The sequence below is a fragment of the Pontimicrobium sp. MEBiC06410 genome (assembly GCF_053601615.1).
On the sequence record NZ_JBSHNT010000164.1, the window covers coordinates 237,698 to 261,657 of the forward strand.

A 23,960-nucleotide genomic window follows, 5' to 3' on the forward strand; every position below is an offset into this window, starting at 1 on the left:
GTTACATTCCTTCTATTTTAAGTTTAGCTTTATCTCTTTCTTTAAATACAAATAAGTAACTAGTGTAGATGAAATATCGGCGATAGGAAACGCCATCCACACCCCATTTATACCATAAAATTTAGGTAGAAAAAACACCAAAGGAATTAAAAATATACCTTGCTTTAATAAGGTTAAAATTAATGCTGGTAATGCTTTACCTGCGGCCTGAAAATAAGCAGATCCTATAAGCTGTGTAGTTATTACTGGAGTTGCTAAAAATGCAATAATTAGGGCATTGGGCGTAGCTTGTAACAAGGCTTGGTCTTCTGTAAAATGCCAACAAGCTGCCTTGGAAACATCATGATAATTATAAATATAAGTGTGGCTATAGCTGTACCATAAAGAATAGCTGTGTTTATAGTTTGTTTTACACGCTTTACATCGTTAGCACCGTAATTATAACCTGCTATAGGTAAAAAGCCTTGTACAACTCCAAGAACAGGAAATAAGGCAAATAGCATGACTCTATTAATAATACCATATACAGCAATAGAGAGTTCGCCTCCATATTTAAAAAGTGTATAGTTTAATACAATTACTAATATACTTATGGTGCCTTGCCTAACTACTGTTACACCGCCTAAAGCCACAATTTCTTTTAGAATTGGCCAATTAATAGCAAAGTATTTAGGAATTATTTTTAACTCGGAATGTTTAGACAGGAAAAACCACAATACAAATAAACCCGATACGGCATAAGATATTGCTGTTGCTAAACCTGCACCATACATCCCTAAATCCATATACTTTATAAAGACGACATCTAGAGCAATATTAGCAATGGCTGGGAATATTAGTGTAAACATGGCATAATTAGGCTTACCAACTGCTCTAATTACAGGATTCCCCATCATAGCAAATGCTAGAAATGGTACGCCCCATACTATAACATGAAAATAACTGGTAGCAGGAGCTGTAATGTCTCCTTTGGCTCCAAAGAGTTCTAATATTGGTAAGCAGAAAAACGTGCCTAGAAATACAAATAGAATCGATAAACCTACGGTTAAACTTATTTGGTTTCCAAAGACTTTAAAGGCTTTTGTTGCATTGTCTGCGCCTAAGGCTCTGGAAATTATGGAGCTTCCGCCAATGCCAATACCCATGCCTATAGACGATATTAAAAAGGCGATTGGCAATACTACGGTTACGGCTGCTATAGCTAAAACACCAATCCAGCGGCCTACAAAAATAGTATCTACTATCATGTTTACAGACATAACCAAAATACCTATAGCGGCTGGTATGCCTTGTTTTAACAGTAGCTTACTAATCTTTTCTACACCTAAGGCGTTGGTTTGTTTATTCATTGGTTAGTATCTGGCACTAAATATCTGCATAATTACTCCCTTTACAGGAAAAAAGCCTCATTTTTAGATAATAATTAACATTAGGGTTTATCCATTTTAAAAGTCACTTATAGCTTCTCTTTTTAATAAACAACTAAGACATTGACCACATTCTTTATTATATTTTGGATGGTAACAACTAATGGTTTCACTTAAGTCGACATTTAATTCATTTGCCAATGTAATAACTTCAGCTTTTGTTAAATTAATTAATGGTGCTTCTATTTTAGTATTGGTATTCTTAGAAATAGATTGCAGTTTTAATAAAAAGGAATTAGAACAATCCCAAAAATTTCTACTATCATCTTTATTAAATGCAACATAAACCTCATTTATTTTATAAGATTCAGCCAAACTTAAAGCTAAGCTTAAAAAAATTAAATTTCTATAAGGTACATAAGCATTTTCTTGACCGTTAGGCTTATCACCTTTTTTATAAATAGAAAGGTTTTTATTAGTGTTAACAAGTGCTGAATCACAAAATAATTGACTATCTAACATAATTATCTTATGATTTATAACATTATATTTCTTTGCATTTTTCTTTGCATACTCTAATTCAATTCCATGTTTCTGGTTATATGAAAAACTAATTGCCAATACGTCTTTTTTTTCATCTTTTAATTTTGCTAATAATGTTGTAGAATCAATACCTCCGCTAAGCAATAAGATAACTTTATTTTTTTCCATTATATATTTTGTATTGTTTTTTCCACGTTAAAGACATCTTAGGCTTTTCTACAGCAGCTTTTTCGTGCCTAGGGATGAAATTTCCTTGATTTACACTATAATCTGTAAAATTTCCACAGTACCTGCAAAATTCATCTAATAAATCTGCAATGGATTCATCAACATTCACTAATTTTTTAACACCCATTTTTTTTTCAAAAACACGATCTATGCCTCCAGCTACACCACATGGGTAATAACCTAATTGATTTAAACCTATACCACAGTATGATGTTACCCAACATCCTTTATTGTATTCCTTATCATTTAATTCTTTATTATCTATTGGTGCATCATTAAATGGAGAAAAATAAGGCACAACTCTCTCGTCTTTAAATGAAGCGTAATCTATAATTATATTAGTATGTTTAGGTATTAAATTAAGCTTATTATTAACAATATCACCAAAACCATTACTTGTAATTTGTAATATAGTATTTGGTGAATATGGAATGATATAGTTATATAAAATTAAATTTACAATTTCAATGAAATTTATATGAATAGTTGGCTCCCCTCCCAGTAAATTTATAAGTTCCCACTTTTTATTTAAACTGATTGATTCTTTAACAAATTCTTCTATTTGGGCTAGAGTCATTCCTGTTTTAATTGGTGCTTGCGTTGAAGATCTATTACAATTTATACACTTTAAATTACACTCGTATGTTATATCTATTTCAATCTTTTTTAGATTTGGTAAAAATGTTTTTCTTCCTATAAAAACATCTTTTTGCGATTTTGGTTTCTTTAATAAAATCTCATCTATTATTTTGTTTTTTAGCTTTTTAACTTCCGTTGTGTTTATTGTGGTTCTATCGTGTAAAACATTAAAATGATTAATCCATATTGGATTACTAGACATTTCAACTATAGGTATCATATATGAAAAATCACAACAATATTCTGGAAAAACCATTTTCTCACTAAATCGTTTCGATAATAAAACATCTTGAATATTTTGGTTTTCATTTTTAATTTTAAGGTCTTCAAACCCTAACGAGTCATATAAATATTTTTTAAAACTTCTAATATGTTGCCATACATTCCCTCCATATAATCGAGGGTTAATAAAATTTGGTGTATAATTATAATGTGCATGTAATTTATCTGTTCTATACATTTTACCAATTACTACATCTGCTTTATTATAATAGTATTTTTCGTAAAGGTTTTTTAGAGCCTTTTTCCCTATTAACGCATCATCTCCATCAAGTACTACAACTATAGAGTTTTGATTATTCATAAAATAATGGATCCCCTTGTAGATATTGTGAGCAGACCCCATTTTAAACTTATTATTTATAAAAGTCACTTTATCGCTGTAAGGTTTAATCAATTCTTTAATAAAATAAGAAATTCCATTTTCAGATTGGTCATCAATTAATATCAACCCCCAGTTTTGAAAGGTTTGACTGGTTAATGAATACCAGTATCTTAAAAACCTAGGAAGGCTTACATCTCTAAAACAAGATATTATTACTAGATCTTCATTACGCTTTGGATTTGTCCAGTTATAATAAGAATCTATAAGGTCAAATTGATTCGCTTGTGTTTCAGGAATCTGTAGTTGTTCTACTCTATCAACTTTAGTGAACCAAACATCTTTATCCTTTTTTTTAAAATTTGGTGGGTGGATAAAAAATGATTCTGAGCTCCCTCCTCTAATAGAACATACATTTGCTTGTTTTTGTTTTAATTCTAAAGAGCGATACCAGCTTAACTTTAAATTGTTATTAAATAACTTATTAGATAAAGGCAGTTGTTTATGTAAACGTTCTCTGTTTAATAAACAAAAACGAACCTCTGGAACAAATCCTCCGGCCTCAAAACCAAAATAAGGTATATATTCTGTTTTATCTCCTTTATAAATATTAAACCCAACTGAAATAACAGTTTCATCACTATCCATTACAGCAATCATATCCTTTAAAAAAGAGTGTTTTTTATTAATTCTCCCAATGATTGCATCACAATCCAATTGCAAAATATAATTATTTTCAACTTCCTCAAAAGCATACAATTGAGATACTACTGGCACACCTTTGTAGGTATGTGTTTTATTAGTATTTAATTCAAAATATTGTTTATTTATTTTTCTAGCATCTTCACTCTCTGGAAATATAACTTTATCAATAATACCTTCGTCTATTAGTTTATTTACTTCTGTAATTAATTTACTCCAATTACCATGACTATTATATTCTCTTAGAAACTCAGATTCTCGACTATCTAATGCAATAATTTTCTCATTAAAATTATTTGGAGAAGCTATTTGTTTTATAATGTGCTTTGTTGCTTGATAAATTATTTCACAGTCTTGAATGCATGCTTTTATAATTAGAGAAACATTATGTTTGGGGTTTTTCAATTTAGAAACTGACAATATCGCTTTTTTGGGAGTAAAGTAGTTATCCTCACTTAACATTACAGTATCAAAATTTATACTGTTTAAATGAAGCTTTTGTTTTATTAAATAGAAGAATAATTCATCAGGATTAATCGTATTAGAATAAGGTATGGAAAAAGTATTTTCATCATCAAAAGCTATTTGTTTTAAAGCTATATCTAGGCTTTTATAATGTATTTCTTTAGTTTCTACTTTTTTAACGGGTAAAGTGTGTTTACTTTCGCAAAATATTATTTTCGAATAAATTCTATTAATAAAACTCTGCAAACCATTTAGCTCTGGCAAAGAGAAATTATTAATTGCACTCCTACACAACTTGTTTAAACTACTTAAATCCTTAAAACTGTATTTGCAATAAATAAAGGCTCTCGTCGCCATGTTTAAAAATAGATTATCTGTAAATTTATCTGGTTCGTAATCAATCCATTTTAAATTATTTTTTACTCTAATAAAATTGTCTGGTTTTATATCTTGAAATATTATTCTTTTTTGCCAGCATTCTACCAGAAAGTCTTGAATTTCCTCATAATCAAAACCAACACATCGCTCACTACTTTCAAAAGGGTATATAAGGATTAAAGTATTTTTATTTACTTCTATAAACTCTTGTATAGGATAAAAGAAGTTTGAGTTATTAAATAAATGAAATTTAGATCTAAAAGCATTTAACATCTCTCTTTTATAACTTAACGCTTCTATATTATCTAACAAGAAAACTTTGTAAACAAGATGGTTTGTATTAAAAACCACAGAGGTAGCTCCTTCTCCAAGGAGCTGATAATTTTGCTTATCAAAATTTAATAAAATGTGTAATGCTTTTTTTTGTCTTGTAGTCATTTCTCTAACTGGTTAATAAAGTATTGGTATAAGGCTTTTCTACTTTTATAATAGTAATTATTAACTAGGTTATTTTCTGTTAAATTACCATCTAAAGAGTACACACAGTAAATTAAATGTTCTGCTATATTTATATTTAGTCTCTCTTTATTTAAAAGGAGTTCTATTGTAAACCAATGATCTTCTGCGCTCTCTATTTCGGGGTAATTTACAGTTACAGATGGCTTAATAAACGTGTTACATGATGGCAACTCTGCCTCTGCTTTACCAATACTCATGTTATACAATCTGGATTTTAAATACGTATTATTTAATAATCTCTTATCTGCTTTGTTTGCTCCTTTTAATATTACATTATTCTTTCCTTGTTTGTTTCCTGCTATTAAAACATCGCAATTTGTCGCTTCAAATATTTTTTCTACGGCAGATAAAACTGTATTGTTATATAAATAGTCATCGCAATCTAATCTTCCAATTAACACACAATTAGGAAAATGTAATCGTGTATAATTCAATAGATAATTTCTAGTTTTGTAGGAGGTATTAAAATTAAGATGGTGTACTTTAATATTTTTATTTGCTGTAAACGATTTTAATATGTGTAACGAGGTATCTGTAGAATTATCATTACCTATTAAAATAATTATTTCACGTTTTACATTTTTTTGATTTAATATGGAATTTATTGCTCTAACAAGTGTAAATGCACCATTTTTTAAAGGCATATTAATAACTATCTGTTCTTTCATTACTATTTAGAATATTGATAATTAAAGTATTTAACTGCTCTTTGTAAAGATTGCTTGTAAGCTTCTGACGAAAATTTGTTTTTGTATTTGTTATAAAATAAATCTAACCCTTTTTGTTTTTCATTTAAATTGTTATTTACTTTCTCTTTATTGTGATTGTAATGTATTACCCCTAATGATGGAATTACTACGACACTATTTATAGCTCCTTGAATTGTGTTTACATGTCTTAAAAACCGAATCATTAGGTCTCTATCGGTTGTATTTGGTAATAACTCATCAAAACCACCAATGTCTATTAAAGTTTTTGTTTTAAAAAACATATTACTGCCTTGTATTCCAGGGTTACCGATAAAAAAGTGTGCTGGTGTTATTATTTTTTTATTTAAAGTGAATTTTACTGTAGAGCTATCTGGGTTTTTCCATTCTAAACTCTGAAATACGGCTAGTGTATTTTCTTCAATTCTTGAAATACAGTCTGATAAATGATTGGGTAAGTATTCATCGTCATCATCTAAGATAGAAATAAAGCCTTCTTTATATATTTTATACGTTTCTAAAATACCAGTATTCCAAGCTCCCGTACCAGAGTTATTCTTTGTTTTTAAGTTTCTTATTATTCTGGTTTTAAAATGGGTGCTGGGCAGTTTAATTGCTTTTCTTTTATTTTTAACTGCAGCTTTAATTATATTATATTCTTTTTCTTCTTTATTATCGTCTACTATAAGAATATTAATTTTTTCTGGATTAATTTCTTTTTGATTATATACAGATAGCAAACACCTATTTATAAGCCAATGGCTTCTTTTCATAGAGGTTGCTATTAATACTGTTATTTGTAACATTTCTTTAGTTTAAACTATACAACCTGCATTTATTTATTAATACTCAATTTTTGTTGTTTAGCCCTTTCTATTAATTACTATGTATATAATGTAAAATATATTCTGTATTTGTTTTTTATACTGGCCAATAGATGCGCTTTAAAGGCACTAACGCTCTACTTTCGGAATCTAATGTTTCGTAATATTCTATAAGTAGTTCTACCAAACGGTCTAAATCGACTAGTGTGATTTGAAAGTTAGCGCGTTCGGCTTCCATTTTAGCGTCTTTAGAAAACCCTGTTGAAGATACATATATGCCTTTGGTAGTGTTACGTAAACCGCCTACAAAACTTCTTATGTCTGGTGCGCCTATTTTTTCTTTACTTTTTATTTTATGTTTTACTTCTATTTTTATAATAGGTTCTGTCATTTCTAAACCATCTGGCGAGGCGATGATATCGCTTCCTAAGTCTGGGCCTCGTCCTGTTAATCGTGCTTTATAGCCCATAGCTTGTAATATCCCTGCTACTAGTTTTTCTAGCTCGTGCCATTCTAATTTTACAATAAGGTCTTTAATGAATTCATTAGAACGGGAAATGACGTCTTCTTTTATGTCTTCTAGTTGATCTTCTATATTATTAGTAATAATATTATATTCCTTTTCTAAAATTATCCTTTCATGTTCAAGCTTTCCAATAACATCATTTAAATCCGCTTGCTCTTCTTCTGAAATGAAGCTAGGATGCGCTTCTATTAATTCCTCCCAAATCGTTAAAGGAATCTCAAAAATGGTTAAAATAGCACCTAAAGTATTTTTAGAGGATACTGAAAGTTCGTCTCTAGATATTGGTTCTTCTATCCATTCTACTGTTCTGTAATGGCGATAGGTTTGTTTTTCGCTGTATTGGTACCCTGAAACAATATTACCTAGGTAATAAACTCTAGAATCAGAATCGTAAGTCACCACCTTATCGCCTACTTTAAATTCTTTAAACATTCGAAACAATTGCCCAGCGCTCATTCTAATTCTATTATCTGAATCATCTGGGTAAGCTTCGCTTAGTTTCTCTTTTATGGTTTTTAAGGTTGTGCCTTCTTCCAAAGGCCCAATAGCGTTCCAACCAATGGCTACAATGTTTTCTTTTAAAAATTCTTCTATTAAATAACTTCCACGACCTGCGCGTACCATCCAGATTTTAAAGTTGTTTTTACTTTTTGTCATTTGTTTTTTGAGTATAATGTGATACTAGCAAAAGGCTATTTTAAGCATAACAGCACTTATGCATGGGTTATTTTCTAAATAATATTATATATTCTTATAGGGAAGAATGCCCATAAATATACTATTAATTACTAAACAATAATAACTGAAATCTCGTTTTTAAAACTACGGAAATCCGTAACCTCAGCTTACCTTAAACATAACCTACTCATAGTTAGTACTATAAAATAGAAAACCACCCAATTTTGGGTGGTTTTCGGCTAATTTATTACAATTAGCCATCAAAAGAATTAAAAATTACCAGAATTTAGTTTCCGCCTTCTGGTAATTGTTGTTCAAAAATGAAAGTAGGCACTGGTGGGCCACCAAACACGGCATTTGAGGGGTTATTAAAAATGTTATTTCTTATATATAATACATCGCTAGAGCTACCAGAATAAAGAGTATACCCTGACAGGTTTACATCTGTAGGCGAATAGCCTTGCGAAGGGTATGTTGCTACAGCTGGGCCACCAAATATAGAGTTATCGGGATCGTTAAAAACTTGACTTCGTATTGCAGGCACATCGGAAACTGCCCCAAGGTAATTTAACTTACCATCGCCATTGGCATCGCCGCCCCACATACCTAATAATCCGCTTGGCATACCAAAACTTGTTTGTGCATTGGTACCGTAAGTAATTAGGTTACTAGCATCTGTAAAATCTATAGTACGTGCTACTCCCGAAAGGGCAATGGTATTTGTCGTCATTATAGCCAAATGGTTATAGTGTTTTATAGCTACATAATAGTTTCCTGCTATTTGTGTAAAGCTTAAAGGAGACACGCCATCTGTAGCTACTACATCGCCATCGCGCTGTAATAAGGCACTTTGTTGTATTACTACTGCTGTATTATCGGCAGCGTTACGTAATTCTACCAGAACCCAATCTACAATAGCATTTGGTCCTGTAGTATTAAATACAGACGCATTACAGGTTGCTGGTGCTACGCTATATGGGCTTGTGGTTGGCAGTAAGCCTTCTACTCTTAAATCGTCTCGCATAAGGGTTTCTTCTCCTGTATTGGGGTTAAGAGCTGCGCCTTGTAAATAGACTTTTGGTAAAGCACCAAGTGTCGCATTAAAATAGTTCCAGTAGCTATTGCCAAATTCGTTAGCAGAAGCACAACCAGCTGCGACATCCCAGTTAATAGACCAAGTCATTACCCCTCGCAAATTGGGGTGATTGCCATTTTGCAAGGTGTAATTTCGTCCTGTAAAATCTGTACCAAACCTTAAATAATCTAACGCTTTTATGGCTTCTGTTGGCTGAATATAACCGCCTGCTGGAGCCGCTGCTGGACAGGATGGGATACCAACCATTATTTTAGAGGCTGGTAAACCTGGAAAATTAAAACCTGTGGTAGACACATTAAAGCCTGTTATTAACATATCGGTCATAGCCGTTAAAAAATCTGGAGTAGCTTGCGAATATGCTGTACCATCTAAAGCATTTATAGAACCTGTATTGTATAGTTGTACCATAATAAGGTCTAGCTCGTCTCTTAAATTATGTATTACTGGTAAAAATGCTCCTGCAATGCCACTATATGTAGAATAGCCTACTTGCACGTAAAAGGTTTCTGGTGCACAGGTCATTATAAAATTACTTCCGTAATGTTGTTTTAACTCTTTAAAGGCATCTACTACATTTTTTAATTTAGGGTATGGACTTAACGAAGCATAAGAAAAATCGGTTAAGGCGCCTGCTCCAAAATTCATAGAGCCGCCTTCAAAATCTAAATCGATACCATCAAACTGGTATTCGTCTATAATGTCTTTAAGCCCTTGTACAAATTCGTCTTTTTGAGCTGTAGTACTTAGCTCTACATGTCCGTTTTGCCCTCCTATGGACGCTATTACGGGAATGCCTTGACTTCGTAATACATTAATATCGTCTTTTAATAATTGACTATCGAACACACCATTGGTTAAATATCTATTAGAGTTTATGGTTAATTGCGGTGTATAACCGTTCTGCCCTACTGTTTCTATAAACGAGTACATCACTACATTAAATTTTGTGTTTTGCATCTCGTTAAAATATAAAAATGGCGCACTGGCATTTTCCCACGAATGGGCATAACCTAGCACAATATTTCCGCTTGGTAGTGGTGTAAATATAGAATCTATAATAGTTAAGCTTTCGTTTAATGTAGACGAATCACCTTCATTATCTACAGCTGTAATTACCATTGGGTAACTTTGGTATGCTGTTGGTGTAAAGGTATAACTGTACGTATTATTGGTACCTGCAACCATAGCCACAGTATTACCATTTATAGTAATAGTAACTGATGCTACTGTTCCATCTGTATCGGTAACTGTAACCTCTATTGGTATATTTTGAAAGCCTCCGTTTTGATTTAGTGTGGTACTTGTTGGCGCATTTAAAGTTATTGTTGGTGGTATATTTGGGCACCCTACTCCTGAACATTCTAAACTAAAAGTAAACATTTCTGTAACGCTTACACCATTAGAATCTTCTGCTGTTACTGTAAAGGTATGACTGGCTCCAAAATCGGAATTTAAAGGTGTCCAAACACCTGTATATGTATCATTTGTGTTACTATGCGTTATTGTTGTACCATCCACATCGAATGTTACCGAGCTTAGTGTGGTTGTTCCATCATTAAAGGTTAAGCCTACTAAAGCTTCTAAATTAACCGTTCCTCCTGATGCTATAGAAACTACAGATTGATTGGGTTGATTTATTGTAATCTCTGGAGATACTGGCTGGGAGTTAAAATTATATTCTGTTGCTGTGGTTGGCACAGGAATGTTTGCGATATCGGTTGGTAAATATACGGTACTGTTATTTTCGTAATCATTTAATTTTAACGAAGATATAGTCGCGTACCCATCTAACTGTGTTTCTGTAAAATAGTATTCGCCTTGTGCATTGGTTGTTGCAGTAAGTGCAACGTAAGGATGTGAAGCATCTGTCCAAGGCATTATTAATGTTACTATAGCGCCATCTACTGGCGTACTTCCATTTTTAACAGTACCGTAGACTAAGCCTAAGTTTTGAACAAAATTAAAGGTTTGGTCTGCATCTAGTGTATTGGCTTGTGCATTGGCTGGAAGAAAAACAATGCTGTTTAAGTTAGGTGTTACTGTATAATTATAACCTGCTAAAAGGTTAGCTATTGCATAGCTTCCTGAAGCATCTGTTGTATCTGTATAATTTTGTCCGTTTCCAGACACCGTAACGGTTACGCCTTGTAATGGGTTAGCTCCTGCTAGAATAGTACCACTAATAGTATGTGTATTTCTAGTGGCTAGAATCTCTTGATTTGTTAGATTGGTGGTTACATTAGCATGTACTAGGCTAGTAAATGAGAAAAAGTCTTTTTCTGCTGTAATGGTATAATCGTTTCCACTAATTACATCTGTAAAACTATAATTACCATCTGCGGAAGTTACTCTACTTAATTCATTGCCTGTTGTGGTGTCTTTTAATACAATATCTACATCGGTTAACAATACATTGTTTTCTGTTACCGAACCCGTTATGGAAACTAATTGATCGGATCCTGTAACATTTACCACTTTATCTTCATTAAACTCTAAAGCAGCATACGTTATACTGTTAGGTAAAAAGGCATAATTGGTTAATGTGTAATTTACAGTATAAGGTACATTGCCTGGTTTATTTGCAAAAACAACTTGCCCAGAGGCATTAGCAGTTAAGGTTTCTAATATAGTATTGTTTTCATCTTTTAATTCTACTACAACACCTTGCAATGGGTTGTTTGCAGCATCTTTAAAATTAATAGTTAAATCGTAATCTGCAAATTGTAACGAATTGTCTATTGTATTAAGTAAACTATTACTAGAATTGTTTCTGGCATCTTGAGAGAGTTCCCAAATCATGACACCTCCTAAGTTTTTTGATAGAGCATATTTTACTTTTAGGTCTATAGATTGGTTATCGTCATAGGAAATAAATTTATTAGTCGTCGCATTATACAAGTAAGGTACTTTTGCTGTATCATCCCAATACCTTACCCAGCCATTAGCCGCAGCTGCCGAAGATACTTGTAATGGGTTTGTAGTATCTAAATAATGGTGTGTGTTTGTACCTATACCTTGAAATAAATCGCAAAATTCTATTGAGCCCGAATTTTCGCAATTGGCTGCGTCCCAAGTACCTTGTGGTGGTTGCGGATTGTTACAGGCTGGATTGTTTGTTCGTGGCGCGGCTTCGTATAATCCTGGCAATCCGGATACAGCGCCAGTGTTAGCAACACCTTCAAATAGTTTGCCGTAAAAAGGAATACCCATAACTAATTTATCTGTAGGCACTTGCAATCCGTTTAAATATAATCCAACAAGTCCATCCATAACTTGATTTGGATTGCCTGCGCCTCTATTTAATGGGTCTTCGGCGTGATCACCTCCGTATAGAGGGGCATTATAACATGTTTTATCGTACCAGTTACCTCCAAAATCGTAACCAAAAAAGGTTACAAAATCGCAATAATCAAAAACATTTTCTGTAACGCCATGCATAGCTTCTGTTCCTGGCCCTACATGCGTTGGTAATAAGTTGGTAACGTTATTTCCTGCTGCCATAGAAATGATTTTATTCTGCATGCTATTAGCATCAAAAACGGTTCTCATTTCTTTTAATAATAGTACCAGATTTTTATGATCGTCTGGATAATGTGGTTGTGCAGGTATTAAAACACCTCCAACAGATTCTGTTCCATCAATTCCGCCTTGTACCGGAAACTCCCAGTCTAAATCGAAACCATCTATCCATGGATAATTGGTCATAAAATCAACCATACTTTGTGCTAAGGTTGTTCTAGCATTGGCCGATTTTGCAATGTCTGGAAAAGCTTGAGAGCGTGTCCAACCACCTAAAGAAATAATAACTTTTAAGTGCGGATAGTTTTGTTTTAATAATTTAAGGTCTCCTATGTTTCCTTTTACAGGAGCATCAAATGCGTGTAGGCCACTTTCGTTATGCTGAAAATCTGCATAATCATCTAAGGTTTGTATATAGCCAGAGTCTGTAGCTGCATCATACTTTGTATCGAAAAAAGCATATAACAAGTGAGTTAACTTGTCGGCTTCAATATCTAGCACATTGTAATCTCTGGCATATATAGCCCATTGTGCATAATAGCCTATAACTTTCTTGTTGTGTTGTGGGGCTGTTTGCGCATATAATGTTTGTGAAAACGTAATAACAATTAGGCAAACATAAAGTAGGTGTTTTTTCATGATTTGAGGGATTTATGAAGTTGTATTTAATAGGTTGAAGATAAGACAATACCGCTATTATTTTTAAAAAAATTATATCATTGGCTGTATTTTATCGACAGACAACATAATTTAAGACATAAAAAACATTTAAAACAAAAACCATCCAAAATAGGATGGTTTTATTTTAATTAAAAAAACTGTTTAAACTTATAAACTAAGTGCCTTTATTTACATTAATTAAACATATACATAACACGTTCTTGAGTGTCTGGAAGCCCTATAATATTATTAGCATAGTCGATTTTTGGTTGTAAACCTCCTTTTTTTACATAACCTTTTACATAAGGCATGCATGCACCCCAAGATGCAGATACTTTACAATTAGCATAATCTATAACCTTAACAATAGTATGTGTCCCTACTACTATTACGGTATGCTTGTATTGTTTAGCATCTTCTAAAGCTGTTTTTATATTGGCCTTAGTTAGTACAATACTTTTATTAGCCTTGGTTGTAGCTGTCTTTTTAAAATTTTCGATAGGGTTTGCACTTGTATCTTGTTCTAAAGTTTTTATATCTGTAAGAAAAGGGATATTATGTATTTGTTTAATAGGTTTAACTGCCTTCTTTTCTTTTACTAGTTTCACTTCTTGCTCTTGTTGTACTTCTTCTATTACTTCTTTTGTTTTTTTAGAGTTGTTATTACAGTTAAAAAGAAAACAGAACAATAGTAGGGTTAAAATTTTATTCATCATATTCATTAATAATTTGTTTGTGTCTATTTAATATTTGATTATTCGTTTTGTATGATAATGCTACATAACGTCATGCTGAACTTGTTGCTGTATCATATAACATCTAAAAACATAGATGCTTCATGGTGAGAACCTGAAACTAGTTTAGGGTGACAGTAGATTTTATGATGGATTACGGATATTCAATATTATATTTAGGGTTAAATGTACTTCTTTTTTATTAATCTAAATGTTGTCTGTTCGAGTGATTTCGAGGTACGAGAAATTGTATCGAGAAGTTTTATAACTCAAATCGTTCTCGATACTAAATTCCCAAAAGGGAATTGCACTCGAACTGACAATAATCTTCTAATAATAGATTACACCAACATGCATAGCGAGTTTTTCAGCTTTTTTTTTAAATAAAATGAACCAATAACAGTATCCAACCTGTTAACAAACATAAACCACCTATTGGTGTAATTGGCCCTAGAATTTTAATTTTATTTCCTTTAGCCGAAGAAATACATAACCCATAAATACTAAACGAAAATAAAATGATGCCTATACAAAAACACCAAACAATTACATACTCTAATGTCGTTTCCATAGGCAATTGAAATCCTAAAATTAAGAGTACAATAGCATGATACATTTGGTATTTAACACCTGTTTCAAAGCTTTGCATTTGCTCTGGTGTAAATTGTTTTTTAAGTGCATGAGCACCAAAAGCACCTAAAATAATGCCTAAAGCACCAAAAATTGAAGCGATTACTATTAGCATGTTTGCTGTCATAATTTAGTTTGTTCTATTATATTAATACAATAATACGACTCCTTTATTTATTGTATAATGTATATAGCAAAATATATTGTTTTTATTAATTTTTAAATACGTTTATTCTAAACTGAAGAGTTAGAGCAGTTGTATAAATTCTTTTCTATTTACTTATTAAATCCTGTATCTTTATCCTGCTAAAAAAAAGAAGATTTGTTATATACTATTATAGATGTTGAAACCTCTGGACGCAGTAACCGTATTACTGAGATTTCTATTTTTAAATACGATGGTAATGTTGTTGTAGATGAGTTTACATCGCTTGTAAACCCAAATTGTTTTATTCCAGAGCATATTACAGCTTTAACTGGTATAGATAATGGCACTGTTGCTAATGCTCCTGAATTTTCTGAAATAGCAGATACTATTTTAGAGATTACCAAAGATGCCATATTTGTGGCTCATAATGTTAATTTTGATTATAATGTTATACAAGGTGAGTTTAAATTATTAGGTATAGCGTTTACTCGCAAAAAACTTTGCACTGTTCGTTTAAGTAGAAAATTAATACCTGGACACCGTAGTTATAGCCTAGGAAAATTATGCAAAGCTCTAAACATAAATCTTGTAGACAGACATCGTGCTCGCGGTGATGCAGAAGCCACTGTTATTTTATTTAAACTTCTACAGAAACAGGAAAATGCAGACCCTATTTTTAAAGATTTTTTAAATAAAAACAATAAACAGGCAACCTTACCTCCTAACCTACCTAATAAGGTATTTAATGCCTTGCCAAACGCTACTGGTATTTATTATTTTAAAAATAAAAAAGGCACAATTATATATGTTGGAAAGGCTAAAGATATTAAAAAAAGGGTTTTGAGTCATTTTTACAGCAAAGCGCAAAAATCTTTAGATATGGTTAGAGAAACGGCAGATATTGATTTTGAATTATCTGGTAGCGAGTTACTGGCTTTATTAATGGAAGATGCAGCTATTAAGCATCATTTTCCTCAATATAATAAGGCCTCTAAACGGACACCAAAAGGCTATTCTATTTTTAGCTACCAAGATAGAAATAATGTTATGCATTTAGCCATTAATGCAGCAAAAGCCACACCCAAACCTATTATTACATTGTATAGTGTGCGCGATATTAGATTGTTTTTAGAACGTGTTTGCGAGCAGTTTAATTTGTGTCCTAAATTTTGCCACTTACAAGAGGGTGTAGACTTTTGTTCTCATCATACTATTACTAATTGTAATGGCATTTGTAGAGGAGACGAGTCTGTAGAGCTTTATAATGAACGTGTTACTAATGCTATTTGCGATATTATAAATAAAAGTCAAGATCGTATTATTAAAGAAAAAGGCAGAACTCCCGAAGAAGAGGCATTTGTTATTATAAAAAACGGAGCATATTTAGGGTATGGTTTTATAGATAAAAGCGAACAGATAACACATGAAGAGCAATTGGAGCCCTTTTTAATTAAGCAAAAAGATAATAGCGATGTAAGAAGTATTCTTGCTAAGTTTAAGTATTAATCTTTAATACTAGTAAATAAATCCTTCATACTTTTGACTTAACAATTATAAGTTTCTTTTTCTATTGAATTAAGAGACATCTGTCTTTTTAAACTTTACGAAAAATAAATAAATGACGTAACCACAATTATTACTACAATAACCCCTACAAGTTTAGCATGTTTCCAAGGCGTTATATCTACCTCTTGTGTAAATTTTTGTTCATAGTCCACAGTTCTTGGTGAAAGCTTACCTATTATTAGCATTACAATAACATTCAACACAAACAAAATTGCCATTACGTGGAGAAAATGAGGATAATTATCTTTTCCAAAAACATAAGGCTTTAATATAAATTGGCTAATTATATATAAAGTTGCACCTAAAACAATAGCAATATTTGCAGCTTTAGCTGGTACACGTTTAGTTAAATATCCAACTACAATTATAGTTAAAATTGGTATGCTATAGCATCCGTTTATTTCTTGTAAATAACCAAATAATCCATCTGGTGCATTTGCTATAAAAGGAGCAACAAACATTGCTAATAATGCTAGCAAAACACCAAAGCGTCTACCCACTTTTACGACTTGCTTTTCTGATGCTTCTTTATTAAAAAACGCTTTATAAATATCTACACAAAATAATGTTACAGAACTATTTAAAGCACTATTAAATGAGCTAAGAATAGCACCAAACAATACTGCAGCAAAAAAACCAACTAATGAGGTTGGTAATACTCTGGTGACTAATTCTGGATACGCTTCGTCTGGGTTTGTTAATCCGCCTTGAAATAAATGAAATGCAATTATACCTGGAACCACTACAATTAATGGTCCTAAAATTTTTATAAACGAAGCTAACAATAATCCTTTTTGCCCCTCTTTTAGGTTCTTTGCTCCTAATGCTCGTTGTATAATAGCTTGATTTGTTCCCCAATAAAATAATTGAACTAACATCATCCCTGTAAAAATTGTTGCAAATGGAATAGATGAATCTGCATTTCCTATAGAATCAAATTTTTCTGGATTACTATTCATTAATGTTGAAATTCCTTCTGAAATACGACCTTTTCCAATCTCCTTTAATCCAAAGTACGGAATTAATAAACCTCCAATTAAAAGACCAACTGCATTAATGGTATCTGAAACAGCAACTGCTTTTAGCCCTCCAAAAATAGCATAAATAGATCCTATTATGCCAATAGTAAAAACTGAAATCCATAATGCTGTAGTTTTAGAAACACCTAGCAATTCTGGCACATCAAACATTGCATTAATAGCCAAAGCACCAGAATATAAAACTATTGGAAGCAATACAACAACATAACCTGTTAAAAACAAGCCTGAGGTTAATGCTTTTGTTATTTTATTGTAACGTCTTTCAAGAAAAGTAGGAATAGTAGCTATACCTCCTTTTAAATACCTTGGCAATAGAAAAAGTGCCGTAATTACCATTGCAATAGCTGCAAGAGTTTCCCAGGCCATAACCAAAATACCTTCTTTATAAGCAGAACCATTTAGCCCTACAATTTGCTCGGTAGATAAATTGGTTAATAGTAATGAACCTGCAATAACGACACCTGTTAAACTTCTTCCTCCAAGAAAGTACCCCTCTGAGGTAGTTTCATCGGTTTTACGAGTAGCATAATACGAAATAACAGCTACTACGGCCGTAAATCCAACAAAAGAAGCAATTGCAAGCATATGTTTGATATTTTATTTAATAAAAAAAGTCCAGAATATTATTTAACTGGACTTATAATAATTACAATAAATAGTTTATTCTACTATTAATTTTTTTGTAGCAACTTGACCTTTTTTATCTTCTAATTTTAAAAGGTAAATTCCCGAATTTAAAGACGAAACATCCAAGATATTATTAATTAATTTATTGTTAGACAACACTTTTTGTCCAGTAATATTATAAATATCAATATTTGAAATTTGACCACTATTAGTAATTTTTAATTCATCTTTCACAGGGTTTGGATAGATCTTAAAAGTAAGGTTCTCTTCAAAAGTTGGTGCACTTAAAGTAGGATACGAAAAACTTGCTGTTATATTATCAAAAAGAATAACATCTCCTGAATTTGCAGGTGATTGCTTTCTTACTTTTAATCTATATTTAATTTGATTAAAGGCATTTGTAATAGGCTTAGTGAATGTAACTTCTTCCCAAGTATCTGCAGCAGTAATATTATAAACACCTGTATTAGCCCCAGTTATTTTTGTTCCAGCTTCATCAAATAAATCAAAAACAACTTGAACTGCAAGGTCTGCATTACTTGATCTTACCCAAAAAGTTGTGTTTATTTCTGTAGGGGTAACTGTTTCACCAAAATCATTCATTGTATTATCTAAAAATTGATTTTCTGTTTGATTAGCAATAAATGTCAATTGCCCAGCTTGTAAGCCTTCTTGTGGTATTGTTGTATTGAAAGAGGCAGTCGCTTCGGTTGGTGTACCTGTAGCTGTCCAACTAGAAGTTGCTTCGAAATTAGAATTTGCAACCCAAGTATCTTGAGTTACCAACTCAACAAATTCAACATCGTCTACTAGGTATGTAGCACTAGCAGTTTTCCCTAATATTCTTATATTCATGTTTGCTGTTGTAATACCTGTAAATGTTGTTGAGTAATCTTCCCAAACACCAGTTGTTTGAATTGTATATTGAGATCCAGGAAGTACTGATCCTTGAAATAATGATCCTTGTATTTTATTTCCTGCTGTACCTTTTACTTTAAATTTTAACAAATACGATCCAGCCATAGCTGGTTGAGTGTTCGGGTTAGATTTAGCTCCTGTATTTGTAGCTGCTCCTGCTACGATTTGCATAGATCCAGATGTTCCGCTTCCACTAGCATCGTCTGTACTATGAGATAAAGTTGAACTTTGTTGTTCAACCCAGTTACTAGTATCTGTATCAAAAGTTCCATTTGCAACTACTTGGCTAAAACCTAGTAACGGCAAAATTAAGACTATTGATAATGTAATTTTTTTCATAATATTTAATTTAGTAGTTAATTAATAATTTATTTTATTCGGTTTTTGCTACTAATGAGCATTTATTATTCTTCACTCTTTTTTTTAGCTATTCTTCTAGCCACCTTTTGCTCTTTTGTCAAGATGTTTTGTGAAATTTCTTTACCTTCTTCTTTATTTAAAGCTTTAATTTTTTCTTTAAGTACAGACTTATCTTTAATCTCTTTTCTCAAGCTTTTAATTTTTTTAAGCTTTTCAATTTCTAAAGCATAAATCTTTTCCTTTTGCTCATTAGTTAAAGCAACGCTCTCATTTCCCTTAGTAATTTGAGAATTTATTTTTTTGATTTTTTGATTTGCTTTTTCTTTCATTTTATCTGATTGAGAAAAACCAGAAAATGAAAACCCAATTAGCATTATTAGCGCAAAAATTATTTTTTTCATAATATTATTTTGTTTAATTATTTACTTTAAAGTTATCTAAACGCCATTGTGTTTTAGTAAACGTGTTATCTATAGTTTGGTTAACTCTAACAGCTATATAGAAGTTTGCATTAGGGGTTATGTTCATTACTTTTCTTTTGTAATCACCTATAGCTATCCCTTCAGTATTCATATCGGCAGCAGTTTCTGTTCCTATTTCTGTCCAATCTGCTTGATTCCAAGTCTCTGTACCATCATATACTTCTGAGTAATAAAATGTTACTACTGCATTATTTACTGCAGGAGCTTGTGAATATGCTATATCTATAGATACATCTACATTTCCTGTAACTTGCATTTGAGGTGTTATAACTACGTTATCTAAAACACCATTTCCGTTTTGAGTAGTATTATAAAAAACAACCAAACCTGTATCGGAATCTTGAGTGACATCATCAACATCTGCATATTTACCAGCGTTCATATTATACTTAAATTTTTTACTACTTGGTAAGTCTTGAGCCGATAGTAAAAAGGCGTTAAAACCTGCAGCTTCTAAATCTGCAACAGTTTCAAAAGTTTCTACATAATTAAAAGCTGCAACAGTATCATTATCTGTAATGGTTAGTGTCTGCTGTTGTAAATTAACTCCAGTGTCTAAACCACCAGAAACTGAAGTTATATCTAAAACTATAGTTTCATCTGTTTCTGTATCTATGTCATCAACAATTGTAATGTCCAAACTTGCTGTTGTTGAACCAGCTGGAATAACAAACGAATATGGGCTATTACTTCCTCCAAAGTTAAAATCGGAAGTATCTGCTGTACCTGAAGCTGTTAATTCTATTGTTGCATCTGCTGTTGTTGCTCCTGATAAATTGAAATTTAATGTGATTGTTCCTGCATCTTCATTGTAAGTTAATGTGTTTGCCGCATCAAAATCTATTACTGGATTTGGCGGCGAATCATCATTTTCTATCGTTATGGTAGTCGCTGTTGTTACACCTGTTGCCAAACCACCTGTTACTTCTGTTATTGTAAAGGTTGCTGTTTTATTTGCTGCAAAAACGGTATTGTCTATTGCAGTCATTTCAAAACTTGCTGATGTTGCTCCAGCAGGAACTGTTACAGTAAATGGGCTAGCTGTTTGGTTTACAACTGTATAATCTGTACCAAAAACGGCATCGCCTGAAGCTGTTATAGTAATTGTACCACCATCTGTAGAGGCTTGATTAAAAGGTATATTTATTAAATAATTAGTTGCATCATTTTCTTGTAAAGTACCTGTTGCATTTTCAAAACCTACTATTGCAATTAAGGGATCATCATCATCTAAAATAGTAAACTGTAGTGTTGTATTTTCGCCTAAAGTTAAAGCACCTGTTGCATTTGTAATTGTAATGGTTAGGTTTAGGTTACCGTCTATAGTATCATTATCTATTGGTGTTAAGCTAAATGAGCTCGACAAACTACCTTGTCCAATTTCAATACTAAAATTTGCACTACCACCACTTGTTTCGTAATCTGTTCCGTAGTTTGCACCAGAAATTGAAACATCAACAGTTCCGCCACCATGATTAAAAGTGTCTACACCTAAATTAATATTTAATGGAATTGTTGCGTTTTCAATTTCAACTAGTTCATCTAAAGTGAAATTTACTATACCTGTTCCATTTAAATTTTCGTCGTCATCTTCGCACGAGAAAATAAAAACGATTGCTAAAATTGAATAGAGTAAAAACTTGGTTTTCATATAGTAGTTGTTTTAAGTGATGTAAAATTGAAAAAAAAGACGCTAAAAATGGTTTCATTATTGTCTGATAACGTTTAATAATTGTGAATTCATTAGCAATACAGGGCATTTGTAGTAATTTTAATAAATAACACATCTATAGTTAGTGCTTTTTTAAATTTGATAAAAAAACAGACTATTTTAATTTTATAGACATAATACGTTTCCAGAATTTAATGAATAGAAGTTCTTATTTTTTTTGAAATTTCTAAGGCTGTTGTGGTGTATGTTCTTTAACATCAAAACCAACTATAGTCCAAGGAATAAGGTTTTCTTTTTTTAAATACGTTTCTAAACTACCCGTTTTGGTTTCTAAAGTTTTGCGCGAAGACAATGCAAATGCAAACACAGTAATGAATAAGCAAACTATACGACCTTTTAATACAAGTAAAAACTTACGTTTTGGCATTTATTGCTTTACAATTTTTTTGGCAATCGAGCCTATTTTTAATACATATATTCCGCTAGGTAAATTATTCAATTTTAAAGTTATTGAATTTGTACTCGATTGAAAATTAAACGTTTGTTTCTGCCCTAAAATAGTATATAACGTAATATTTTCTGAAGAAATTTCAGCTTTACGGATAGTAATTTGATCTTGAAACGGATTAGGAAACACAGACATTGTATTCAATTCTTGCTCACCTACAGATAATGTAGATTGATATTCTATTGCTCCTAAATCTGGGGTAACATCTCTTGTAACACCAAAAAAGTCATCCGTTGGTGCTTCAGCAGAATCTGCAATACCAATTGCTGGTGAATTTGAATTTAAGCCAAAATCATAACTACTTGCATTTTCATCTCCTGCGTTAATAAATAACGGATCTGCAATTGTTGTATCTTCATCTACTGCTGTTATATCTGAATCTTCATTTACTGTACCATTGGCACCAAAAATAATATTGTCTGTAACCACTAAGTTAGTTGTTCCTCCAGCTGCAAGCGCAAAGGCATTCCAATCTGTATCAATAACCGAAATGTTATTAATGATTTTAATATCGTCACTTCCTTGAGCACTAATACCAATATTATTGCCTCTTTGTTCTTCTCCAGCGTATGTTACAGTATTGGTGTAAGAATTCATATAACAAGTGTTATTAATAAAATCGATTCTATTACCATCGTTAGTATGTACACCACTAAATCCATTCCAATAGCACAAATTATTGGCTACTAAAATACGGCCGCTACCATTAGTCCAAGAAGATGTATTGTTTCTTTGTAGTGATATACCTTTACCTTCATCTATTCGTGGTGTAATAATCGTTTTTGTAGGTGCCCACGAGTATTGCTCGTTATAATTGTGATGAATTTTATTTCTTAAAATATTAATACTATAAGCATTAGTCCCTATTGGTTCTGTTTTAGTGACTACGAGTGCGTGTGTACCAGAATACGATTTAGCAGAGCATCTGTATATTTCGTTTTCTTCAATGTCTATAAATTTACTATCAGAAACTCTTAAACCACCACCAGGGGTATGATGGATTGTATTGCTAGTAATTTTAATATTATTTGAATTACTAATGTATAAGCCTCTCGTATCTATATATGATGGTCTTACTACTGTTAGCGCACTAATATCTGTATAGGTATCTGTCTCCTCGACCACATCATCAGTATCATTTGTTTCGTCTTCATTTCTAAATTTAATGTCTGTAGCATCTGGTGCAGTAACTGTTCCTTGTAAATTACTGTCATCTATAATATACACAAACTGTAAAGCATTTGCAATGCTTAAAGGAATGTTATCTACTTCGCCTTGAATATTAAAATCTTCAATTTTTAAATACGAACTGTTGGTAACTCTAAAAATGTTTGCTCCATCTCCTTTTAAAATCGTATTGCTATCATAAGCTTTTATAGTAATAAAATTTCCTACTGAACCGTTTAGATTGTGTACTCTTATTGTGTTTTCTGAATGCCATAAATGTGCATCGTTTTCGGCAGAGTAAGAATAACTCGCATTGTAACTTGGATTTTTATACTCTCCAATTATTTCAATAGTATCTCCTGCCGAAACACTATTTTTTGCTTTAGTAAATGTTTGAAATGCTGTTGAAGTTGATGTTCCATTATTAGAATCTAATCCGTTTTGCTGATCGACATAATAAGTCGTTTGCGCAAAAGAATATATGCATGTTAATAATAGGAAACAAAATGTTAGGCATAACTTCATGGTTTTCATTAGTTTTATAATTTTATTAAAAATAGAATTTATTAATAATCTTTAGGTTCGTTAATAATCAAAAATTAGACTTTGTTATATTTTTGTGATATATATTTATGCTTCTGAATAAATTTAACGTT

Annotated in this window: 15 protein-coding genes and 1 pseudogene; 1 reads left to right on the forward strand and 15 read right to left on the reverse strand. The window is 31.9% G+C overall.

Annotated features, from left to right (window positions below; translation table 11 throughout):
- Window positions 1-12 precede the first annotated feature (12 nt).
- The 9 genes and pseudogenes from ACVC08_RS18815 to ACVC08_RS18855 all read right to left on the reverse strand — a co-directional run bounded on the left by ACVC08_RS18815 (window position 13) and on the right by ACVC08_RS18855 (window position 14,943).
- Window positions 13-1,349, reverse strand: a pseudogene (locus ACVC08_RS18815) (MATE family efflux transporter).
- 96 nt (window positions 1,350-1,445) lie between these two features.
- Window positions 1,446-2,078 carry a 7-cyano-7-deazaguanine synthase QueC gene (gene queC / locus ACVC08_RS18820; RefSeq protein ID WP_452603218.1) on the reverse strand — a complete coding sequence of 211 codons (633 nt, stop codon included), beginning with the start codon at window positions 2,076-2,078 and terminating at the stop codon, window positions 1,446-1,448.
- On the reverse strand, window positions 2,065-5,361 hold the full coding sequence (locus tag ACVC08_RS18825; RefSeq protein ID WP_452603219.1) for a glycosyltransferase: 3,297 nt from the start codon (window positions 5,359-5,361) through the stop codon (window positions 2,065-2,067). The genes queC and ACVC08_RS18825 overlap by 14 nt, the downstream gene beginning before the upstream one ends.
- Complete coding sequence (locus ACVC08_RS18830) at window positions 5,358-6,110, reverse strand: glycosyltransferase family 2 protein (RefSeq protein ID WP_452603220.1); 753 nt, start codon at window positions 6,108-6,110, stop codon at window positions 5,358-5,360. Before ACVC08_RS18830 ends, ACVC08_RS18825 begins: the two co-directional genes overlap by 4 nt.
- A gap of 2 nt (window positions 6,111-6,112) precedes the next feature.
- Complete coding sequence (locus tag ACVC08_RS18835) at window positions 6,113-6,955, reverse strand: glycosyltransferase family 2 protein (RefSeq protein ID WP_452603221.1); 843 nt, start codon at window positions 6,953-6,955, stop codon at window positions 6,113-6,115.
- A gap of 115 nt (window positions 6,956-7,070) precedes the next feature.
- Window positions 7,071-8,156 carry a restriction endonuclease gene (locus ACVC08_RS18840; protein WP_452598902.1) on the reverse strand — a complete coding sequence of 362 codons (1,086 nt, stop codon included), beginning with the start codon at window positions 8,154-8,156 and terminating at the stop codon, window positions 7,071-7,073.
- Window positions 8,157-8,463: 307 nt separating this feature from the next.
- A complete protein-coding gene (locus ACVC08_RS18845; RefSeq protein ID WP_452603222.1) occupies window positions 8,464-13,431 on the reverse strand; it encodes a glycosyl hydrolase family 18 protein in 4,968 nt (1,655 codons plus the stop codon).
- A 215-nt stretch (window positions 13,432-13,646) separates the two neighbouring features.
- Window positions 13,647-14,168, reverse strand: a complete 522-nt coding sequence (locus tag ACVC08_RS18850; protein ID WP_452603223.1) for a hypothetical protein — start codon at window positions 14,166-14,168, stop codon at window positions 13,647-13,649.
- Between the two features lie 397 nt (window positions 14,169-14,565).
- Window positions 14,566-14,943 (reverse strand): DUF423 domain-containing protein, encoded by a 378-nt coding sequence (locus tag ACVC08_RS18855; protein WP_452603224.1) that lies wholly within the window; start codon window positions 14,941-14,943, stop codon window positions 14,566-14,568.
- A 195-nt stretch (window positions 14,944-15,138) separates the two neighbouring features.
- Here ACVC08_RS18855 and ACVC08_RS18860 point away from each other — a divergent pair, with 195 nt between their 5' ends.
- Window positions 15,139-16,470: an exonuclease domain-containing protein gene (locus tag ACVC08_RS18860; RefSeq protein WP_452603225.1), complete on the forward strand. Its 1,332-nt coding sequence runs from the start codon at window positions 15,139-15,141 to the stop codon at window positions 16,468-16,470.
- A gap of 95 nt (window positions 16,471-16,565) precedes the next feature.
- Here ACVC08_RS18860 and ACVC08_RS18865 read toward each other — a convergent pair whose 3' ends face one another.
- The 6 genes from ACVC08_RS18865 to ACVC08_RS18890 form a co-directional block, all read right to left on the reverse strand.
- On the reverse strand, window positions 16,566-18,155 hold the full coding sequence (locus ACVC08_RS18865; protein WP_452603226.1) for a solute:sodium symporter family transporter: 1,590 nt from the start codon (window positions 18,153-18,155) through the stop codon (window positions 16,566-16,568).
- 75 nt (window positions 18,156-18,230) lie between these two features.
- The gene (locus tag ACVC08_RS18870; protein WP_452603227.1) at window positions 18,231-19,454 is read right to left on the reverse strand and encodes a T9SS type A sorting domain-containing protein; all 1,224 of its coding nucleotides are present in this window, start codon (window positions 19,452-19,454) and stop codon (window positions 18,231-18,233) included.
- Between the two features lie 65 nt (window positions 19,455-19,519).
- Window positions 19,520-19,876, reverse strand: a complete 357-nt coding sequence (locus ACVC08_RS18875) for a hypothetical protein (protein WP_452598222.1) — start codon at window positions 19,874-19,876, stop codon at window positions 19,520-19,522.
- A gap of 13 nt (window positions 19,877-19,889) precedes the next feature.
- The gene (locus ACVC08_RS18880) at window positions 19,890-21,608 is read right to left on the reverse strand and encodes a hypothetical protein (RefSeq protein WP_452603228.1); all 1,719 of its coding nucleotides are present in this window, start codon (window positions 21,606-21,608) and stop codon (window positions 19,890-19,892) included.
- Between the two features lie 247 nt (window positions 21,609-21,855).
- Window positions 21,856-22,056 carry a hypothetical protein gene (locus ACVC08_RS18885; protein WP_452598224.1) on the reverse strand — a complete coding sequence of 67 codons (201 nt, stop codon included), beginning with the start codon at window positions 22,054-22,056 and terminating at the stop codon, window positions 21,856-21,858.
- Window positions 22,057-23,829 carry a T9SS type A sorting domain-containing protein gene (locus ACVC08_RS18890; protein ID WP_452603229.1) on the reverse strand — a complete coding sequence of 591 codons (1,773 nt, stop codon included), beginning with the start codon at window positions 23,827-23,829 and terminating at the stop codon, window positions 22,057-22,059.
- Window positions 23,830-23,960 lie beyond the last annotated feature (131 nt).

Excerpts from the sequence above, each read along its gene's own strand:
- queC (WP_452603218.1), bottom strand. The coding sequence starts at position 2,078 with ATGGAAAAAAATAAAGTTATCTTATTGCTTAGCGGAGGTATTGATTCT.
- ACVC08_RS18825 (WP_452603219.1), bottom strand. The coding sequence starts at position 5,361 with ATGACTACAAGACAAAAAAAAGCATTACACATTTTATTAAATTTTGAT.
- ACVC08_RS18880 (WP_452603228.1), bottom strand. The coding sequence starts at position 21,608 with ATGAAAACCAAGTTTTTACTCTATTCAATTTTAGCAATCGTTTTTATT.
- ACVC08_RS18840 (WP_452598902.1), bottom strand. The coding sequence starts at position 8,156 with ATGACAAAAAGTAAAAACAACTTTAAAATCTGGATGGTACGCGCAGGT.
- ACVC08_RS18885 (WP_452598224.1), bottom strand. The coding sequence starts at position 22,056 with ATGCCAAAACGTAAGTTTTTACTTGTATTAAAAGGTCGTATAGTTTGC.
- ACVC08_RS18890 (WP_452603229.1), bottom strand. The coding sequence starts at position 23,829 with ATGAAGTTATGCCTAACATTTTGTTTCCTATTATTAACATGCATATAT.
- ACVC08_RS18870 (WP_452603227.1), bottom strand. The coding sequence starts at position 19,454 with ATGAAAAAAATTACATTATCAATAGTCTTAATTTTGCCGTTACTAGGT.
- ACVC08_RS18850 (WP_452603223.1), bottom strand. The coding sequence starts at position 14,168 with ATGATGAATAAAATTTTAACCCTACTATTGTTCTGTTTTCTTTTTAAC.
- ACVC08_RS18845 (WP_452603222.1), bottom strand. The coding sequence starts at position 13,431 with ATGAAAAAACACCTACTTTATGTTTGCCTAATTGTTATTACGTTTTCA.
- ACVC08_RS18875 (WP_452598222.1), bottom strand. The coding sequence starts at position 19,876 with ATGAAAAAAATAATTTTTGCGCTAATAATGCTAATTGGGTTTTCATTT.
- ACVC08_RS18830 (WP_452603220.1), bottom strand. The coding sequence starts at position 6,110 with ATGAAAGAACAGATAGTTATTAATATGCCTTTAAAAAATGGTGCATTT.
- ACVC08_RS18865 (WP_452603226.1), bottom strand. The coding sequence starts at position 18,155 with ATGCTTGCAATTGCTTCTTTTGTTGGATTTACGGCCGTAGTAGCTGTT.
- ACVC08_RS18855 (WP_452603224.1), bottom strand. The coding sequence starts at position 14,943 with ATGACAGCAAACATGCTAATAGTAATCGCTTCAATTTTTGGTGCTTTA.
- ACVC08_RS18835 (WP_452603221.1), bottom strand. The coding sequence starts at position 6,955 with ATGTTACAAATAACAGTATTAATAGCAACCTCTATGAAAAGAAGCCAT.